Origin of the sequence: Streptomyces sp. NPDC059455 (assembly GCF_042750115.1) — a bacterium.
Taxonomy (GTDB): Bacteria; Actinomycetota; Actinomycetes; order Streptomycetales; family Streptomycetaceae; genus Streptomyces; species Streptomyces endocoffeicus.
Genome location: NZ_JBHYVB010000285.1, coordinates 4,795 through 11,564, shown reverse-complemented (window position 1 = coordinate 11,564; position 6,770 = coordinate 4,795). Strand labels below are relative to the sequence as shown.

The following is a 6,770-nucleotide window of genomic DNA, read 5'->3' as shown; positions in this document are numbered from 1 at the left end:
GTGGGGGGCTCCGCCCCAGACCCGGGGTCCAAGGGGCGAAGCCCCTGCCACGCGGCGGAGCCGCATATCGATGCTGCGGGAAGGGACGGGGAGGGGAAAGCAGCCCGCCGCAGACGCCAAGACCCGCCGGACAGCACATAGGCGGCACGACGGCCGAACCACCGAACCAAGACACGCCGCAGGCGCGATCGGCCCGGCAGGATTGATTCGGCTCGTGCCCCTGCTTAGCGTCCCGCATGAAGGGCAAGAAGATCCCCACGTCCCGCACGACCCCTACCAAGGGAGCCCACATGAAGCTCGCCTTCTCCACCCTCGGCGTCCCCGGTATGCCCGTGCCCGACGTGGCCCGGCTCGCCGCCGGGGCCGGATACCACGGCATCGAGCTGCGCGCCCACCCCGAGGAGCCGGTGCACCCGGGGATCGGGGCGGACGAACGGGCCAGGGTGGCGGCGGAGTTCCGGGACGCCGGGGTCGAGATCCTCACCGTCGCCGGATATGTGCGCGCCGCCCAGGCCGGGCCGGACGAGCCGGTGCTGACCGGGCTCGGGGAGCTGCTGGAGCTCGCCCACGACCTGGGCGCCCGCAATGTCCGGGTCTTCCCCGGCGGCGGGGAGCAGAGCCCGGAGGAGGCCGACGCCACGGCCGCCCGGCGGCTCGCGGCGGCCGCGCCCCGCGCCGCCGACCTCGGCGTACGGCTGCTGCTCGAGACCCACGACTCGCACCGGACGGGCGCGGACGCGGCCCGGGTCCTCGGGCTCGTGGGTCATGGCAGCGTCGGGGCGATCTGGGATGTGATGCACACCTGGCTGGGCGGCGAGGATCCGGCCACCAGCTATCCGGCGCTCTTCGCTCATCTGGGCTACGTCCAGGTCAAGGACATCGCCTCGGCCGAGGACACCACCCCGCTGCCGCTGGGCGAGGGGGTGCTGCCGCTGACCGAGTGCGTGGAGCTGCTCAGCCGCGAGGGCTGGGACGGCTGGCTGTGCTGGGAGTACGAGAAGCGGTGGTATCCGCAGGCGCGAGCGTTCCCGGAGCTGCTGGCCCCGGGCCGGGAGCATCTGCTGCGGCTGCTCGCCGACGCGGCCTGAGCGCCCGGCTCGGGGTCCGCCTCGGCCCATCCTGACGGCTCGGCCCATCCTGACGCCTCGGCCCGTCCTGATCGCTCGGCTCAGGCGGCTCGGGGCGGCGGCGCGGCCCGAGGCGCATGCGTGCCAGCCTCCCGGCCGGGAGCGAGGTCAGCGCCACGCCGCCCACCAGCAGCGCCGCCGCCAGCCAGCGCGGTGCGCTGATGCCCTCCCCCAGCACCAGCGCCGCCGAGGACATCCCGAAGACCGGCACCAGCAGCGAGAACGGGGCGACCGCCGAGGCGTCGTAGGTGCGCAGCAGAAAGCCCCAGACTCCGAAGCCGAACACCGTGGTGACCCAGGCGACATAGACGATCGCGCCGACCCCGGCCCAGTCGAGCCGGCTCAGCGCCTCGACATCGGGCCGCGCGCCCTCGAACACCAGCGAGAGCGCGAGCAGCGGCAGCACCGGCACCACGCTGACCCACACCATGAAGTTCAGGGCGTCGGGCGGCGCCGCCTTGCGGGTGAGGACGTTGGAGACCCCCCAGAAGGCCGCCGCCGCGACGACGAGGACGAAGCCGAGGAGCGGCCCCGAGGTGCCCTCGTCCACGGCGGCCACCGCGATCCCGACGAGGGCGACGGCCATGCCCAGCAGCCGCCGCCGGCCGGGGCGTTCGGCGAGGACGACGGCCGCGAACAGCGCCGTGAACACCGCCTGGATCTGCAGCACCAGCGAGGACAGCCCGGCGGGCATCCCCTGGTGCATTCCGATGAACAGCAGCCCGAACTTCGCCACGCCCAGGGCCAGCCCCACCCCCAGGATCCATCGCCAGGCGACCCTCGGCGGGCCGACCAGGAAGACGGCGGGCAGCGCGGCCACCAGGAACCGCAGGGCGCAGAAGAGCAGGGGCGGGAAGTGGTCGAGGCCCACCTCGATGACCACGAAGTTGACCCCCCACAGGGCCGTGACCAGCACGGCGAGGGCTATGTGCACAGGTCGCATGGGTTGCGTTGATCGCATGGGTCGAGGATCAGCCGCCCGGACCTTGTAGCACCAGCGCGGATGTCTTCATGCTTGGATGCAGTAACGGTTAAAGGTACGAGGAGGAGGGCGAACTGTGCTGGATCTGGGCCGGCTGCGGGCTCTGCACGCGGTGTCCGTGCACGGCTCGGTCAGCGCCGCCGCGATCGCGCTCGGCTACACCCCGTCCGCCGTATCGCAACAGATCGCCAAGTTGGAGCGGGAGACCCGGACGACCCTGCTGGAGCGGCAGGGCCGGGGCATCACGCTGACCGACGCGGCCCGGCATCTGGCCGCCACCGCGCAGCAGCTGCTCGCCATCGTCGAGGAGGCCGAGACCACTCTGGAGGAGCGGCGTGGTCAGCCGACGGGCCGGCTGGTGATCGGCGCCTTCGCCTCGGCGGCGCGCGGGCTGATGCCCGCGGTGCTGGCCGCGCTCATGGCCGAACACCCCTCCCTGGACGCCCGGTTGCTCGAAGTGGACCCGCATCTGTCGGTGGACCTGGTGGCGCAGGGGGTCATCGACCTGGCGGTGGCCCATGACTGGGACATCGCCCCGCTGCCCGCCCCGGAGGGGCAGGAACGGGCGGCCATCGGGGAGGACCTGTGCGATCTGCTCGTCCCGGCCGGACATCCACTGGCCCGGGTGGCCGCACGGCGCCCGCTGCGCCGCGAGGACCTGCCGGGCCAACGGTGGATCTGCCAGCCGCCGGGGTCGGTGTGCCACGACTGGCTGGTCCGTACGCTGCGGGCCTCGGGGCATGAGCCGGACCTGGCGTATCAGGCGGCGGAGAACCACACCCAGATCGCCCTGGTGGCGGCCGGTCTCGGCGTCGCGCTGATGCCCCGGCTGGGGCGCGGTCCGCTGCCGGACGGGGTGCTGGCGCTGCCCCTGGAACCGGTCCCGGTGCGGCGGCTGTACGCCCTGTGGCGTCCGGGCGCGGCCCGCCGCCCCGCCATCACCGAGACGGTGCGGCTCCTGAGCGACCTCTGGCCGCGCCGCACGGGCTGAGCGCACGACGGGCCGAGCCCGCCGCGCGCCGCCGACGCTCTGGGAGGGGTGTCGCGTCGGCGGCGGGGTGCTGCTGGCCGCGGGCGGCGGAGAAGGTGGTCGGCGACGCAGCCAGCGGCAAAGCCGACTACCGCCGTGCGGAGACTCCCCATCAGCACGCCCCTTCGACGCTCGGCGACCCGCGCCGGTTCCGCGCGGGGTGTCGGACCGGCAGCTCCGCCTCGATCAGGTCCGCCGCCCGGTCCGGCCCGCCCTCCGTGGCCATCCGCGCCTTGAGCGCGGCGCAGCGGGCGGCCACCTCGGGGTCGTGCACCAGATCGAGCACCGCCTTGCGCAGCGCCGGAGCCGTGGCCTCCGCCTTGGGCAGATGGCGGCCGACCCCGAGCCCCTCGAGGGTGTCCGCGTTGCGGAACTGGTCGACGGCCTGCGGTACGGCGACCATCGGCACTCCGCAGGCCAGCCCCTCCTGGGCGCCGCCCGCACCCGCGTGGGTGATGAACGCGTCGGCCTTCCGCAACACGCTCAACTGCGGTATCCACGTGTGCGTTTCGACATTGGCCGGGATCTCGCCGAGGTCGGCCGGATCGACGAACTCGCCGATCTGGAGCACCACGTACCAGCCCGGCAGATCGCCGAACGCCGCGACGCACGCGCGGTAGAAGCCGGGCTCCCTGGTCCAGGTGGAGCCGAGCGAGATCAGCAGGATCCGGTCGGTCTCGGCGGCCCGCTCCGGGCGGCGCCACTCCGCCACATCGCGGCGGGCGCTCTGGCAGCCGCCGACGAAGCTGTAGACGGAGGTGTCGACGCGGTCGGCGTTGGGCTGGAGCAGTTCGGGGATGAGGGCGACACAGCGGCTGGGGCGGCCGATGAGGGTGTCGGGGTCGGCGTCGGCCAGGCCGTTGCCATCGAGCCAGGCGCGGTAGCGCGCGTAGTAGGCCCGGCCGCGCTCCGACCGCCGCATATGGGCGTACATCGGCTCGAAGACCTCTTCGCGGTAGCCGTTCCAGGGCACGAAGCTGGGCGCGAGCTCGACGGCGGACACGCCCCACCGATGGGCGAGGACATGCGCCGGGTAGGCGGTGACGTCGTACATCACCAGATCCGGCTCATCGCCCTCGTAGGCCACCAGATGTTGCGGAAGCGCCTGCTCCGCCTCGGTGAGAAACGGCTCGATGTAGTCGATCAGATCGGAGCCTCTGGCGCCCGGCACATTCTCACCATGGAGGATCGAGGTGTAGGTCTTCGGCTCGGCGCCGGTTTCGGCCACCTTCTCGGCGAACGACTCGGGAATGGCGTAGGTAACCCGGCGACCGCGGGCCACCAGCTCGCGGATCACCTCCAGGCTCGGGTTGACGTGCCCGTGTGCCGCGATGCCGAACATGGCGATGTGTGTAGGGGGCTTGGCACCCGTCGGTGGGGTCATGAAAACGGAACATAAGCGAGAACGGATGCCTTATACAAATACCGTGCATACCCGGTCGAGAGCTTAGTACCGGTTTCGTGCGGACGCCAGATCACGGTCTTTAACCAGTCTTTTCCTTTACGCTTCCGGGCCATTGGAAAAGGCCGACTTTCCTTGACCCGACCGCGGTTTGTGTCCCAGCGTGTCCTGCACACCTATGGCCGCCCCCTCCGAACGTCCCATGGAAGGAGTGCGGGTGCACACGACGTCTCGCCGCGCCCTGCTCACCGCCACCCTGGCCGCCGCCGCGGCCGGTGGATGCAGCGGACCGACGAACAACTCCCCCGCGCCCGCGGTCCCCGCGCGCCGCACCGCCGCCGGTTCCGGCAGCCCCTCCGCGGCCCCCTCCCGGCCCACCACGGAGCCCGGCCGGGACCACGAGCGCGACCGCCGGCGGATCGACGAGCTCATCGGGCGGATGACGCTGGACCAGAAGATCGGCCAGCTCTTCGTGATGCGGGTGTACGGCCATTCGGCCACCCGCCCCGACCCCGCCGATGTCGCGGCCAACCGCAAGGAGATAGGGGTCGACAACGCCGCCGAGCTGATCGCGAAGTATCACGTGGGCGGGGTGATGTACATCGGATGGGCGCACAACATCCGCGATCCCCACCAGGTGGCCGCGCTCTCCAACGGCATCCAGAAGGCCGCGCTCGCCACCTCCGTGCCCGTCCCCGTCCTGCTCTCCACCGACCAGGAGTACGGCACCGTCGCCCGGGTCGGCGCGCCCGCCACACTGTTCCCGGGCGCCATGGCGCTCGGCGCGGGCGGAAGCGCGGCCGACGCCCGTACGGCCGCGCGCACCGCGGGGGCGGAGCTGGCCGCGCTCGGCATCCGACAGGACTACGCCCCGATCGCGGACGTCAACGTCGACCCCGCCAATCCGGTGATCGGGGTGCGCTCCTTCGGGGCCGATCCGAAGGCCGTGGCCCGGATGGTGGCGGCCCAGGTGGAGGGCTATCAGAGCGCCGGGGTCGCGGCCACCGCCAAGCACTTCCCCGGCCACGGCGACACCAGCGTGGACAGCCATGTCGGGCTGCCGCGGATCACCCACTCCCGAAAGGAGTGGGAGCGGCTGGACGCGCCGCCGTTCCGGGCCGCGATCGAGGCCGGAATCGACTCGATCATGACGGCGCATCTGCTCTTCCCCGCGCTCGACCCGGCCGACGACCCCGCCACGCTCTCCCGCCCCATCCTCACCGGTGTGCTCCGCGAGGAGCTGGGTTACGACGGGGTGGTGGTCACCGACTCGCTCGGTATGGAAGGGGTGCGGAAGAAGTACGGCGACGACCGGGTGCCGGTGCTCGCGCTCAAGGCGGGCGTGGACCAGCTGCTGAACCCGCCGAGCCTGTCCCTCGCCTTCGAGGGCGTACGCAAGGCCGTCAGGGCGGGCGAGATCAGCGAGGACCGCATCGACCGCTCGTTGCGGCGCGTCCTCGAACTCAAGGTACGCCGGGGCCTGTTCGACGATCCGTACACCAGCGACCGCGCGGTCAACCGCACGGTGGGCACCCGCGAGCACCGCGCCACCGCCGACCGCGTCGCCGAGCGCACCACCACCCTGATCACCAACCGCGGCGGGCTGCTCCCGCTGTCGCCGCGCCGCCACCGCGACCTGCTCGTGGTGGGCGTGGACGCCGCGGCACCCTCCGGCACCGGCGGCCCGCCGACGTCCGTCCTGGCCCGCGCCCTGTCCGGGCTCGGCTTCCGCGCGGAGGCGCTCACCACCGGCACCGCCAGTTCCCCCGGCCCCTCCCCGCGGCGCATCGAGGCGGCGGTCGCCGCGGCGCGCGGGCGGGACGCGGTGATCGTGACGACGTACGACATCGCCTCCGGCTCCGCCCAGCGCACCCTGGTGGCACGCCTGGTGGCCACCGGCGTGCCGGTGGTGCACCTGGCCCTGCGCAACCCCTACGACATCGCGCGCCTGACCGGCCGCGACACGGCCCCCGGCGCCTCGCTGGCCGCCTACTGCTGGACGGACGTGGAACTGCGCGCCGCCGCCCGCGTCATCGCGGGCCGGACCACCCCGCGCGGCAAACTGCCGGTAGCGGTCCGGCGCGCGGACGACCCGTCCCGGGTGCTGTACCCGATCGGACACGGGCTGACGTACTGAGAAGGGGGGGGGGGGGGGGTGGGGGCGCGGGGGCCGGGGGGCGGGGGGGCGCGGGGGCCCGCCCCCCGGCCCCGGCGCGCGGGACCCCCCCA

At 73.2% G+C, this 6,770-nt stretch carries 4 protein-coding genes and 1 pseudogene; 3 read left to right on the top strand and 2 right to left on the bottom strand.

The window, feature by feature from the left end:
* The first annotated feature begins 290 nt into the window (after positions 1-290).
* A complete protein-coding gene (locus tag ACFXB5_RS49115) occupies positions 291-1,088 on the top strand; it encodes a sugar phosphate isomerase/epimerase family protein (RefSeq protein ID WP_385221412.1) in 798 nt (265 codons plus the stop codon).
* Positions 1,089-1,217: 129 nt separating this feature from the next.
* On the opposite strand, the pseudogene ACFXB5_RS49110 reads toward ACFXB5_RS49115, so the two are convergent.
* A pseudogene (locus tag ACFXB5_RS49110) lies at positions 1,218-2,070 on the bottom strand (EamA family transporter); the annotation flags it as partial.
* A 115-nt stretch (positions 2,071-2,185) separates the two neighbouring features.
* On the opposite strand from ACFXB5_RS49110, the gene ACFXB5_RS49105 reads away from it, so the two are divergent.
* Positions 2,186-3,100, top strand: coding sequence for a LysR family transcriptional regulator (locus tag ACFXB5_RS49105; protein WP_385221407.1), 915 nt, complete (start codon positions 2,186-2,188; stop codon positions 3,098-3,100).
* Between the two features lie 151 nt (positions 3,101-3,251).
* On the opposite strand, the gene ACFXB5_RS49100 is transcribed toward ACFXB5_RS49105, so the two are convergent.
* Positions 3,252-4,523 carry a macrolide family glycosyltransferase gene (locus tag ACFXB5_RS49100; RefSeq protein WP_385221404.1) on the bottom strand — a complete coding sequence of 424 codons (1,272 nt, stop codon included), beginning with the start codon at positions 4,521-4,523 and terminating at the stop codon, positions 3,252-3,254.
* A 220-nt stretch (positions 4,524-4,743) separates the two neighbouring features.
* Here ACFXB5_RS49100 and ACFXB5_RS49095 point away from each other — a divergent pair, with 220 nt between their 5' ends.
* Entirely contained in the window at positions 4,744-6,678 is a 1,935-nt protein-coding gene (locus ACFXB5_RS49095; RefSeq protein WP_385221415.1) for a glycoside hydrolase family 3 protein, read from the top strand.
* Positions 6,679-6,770 lie beyond the last annotated feature (92 nt).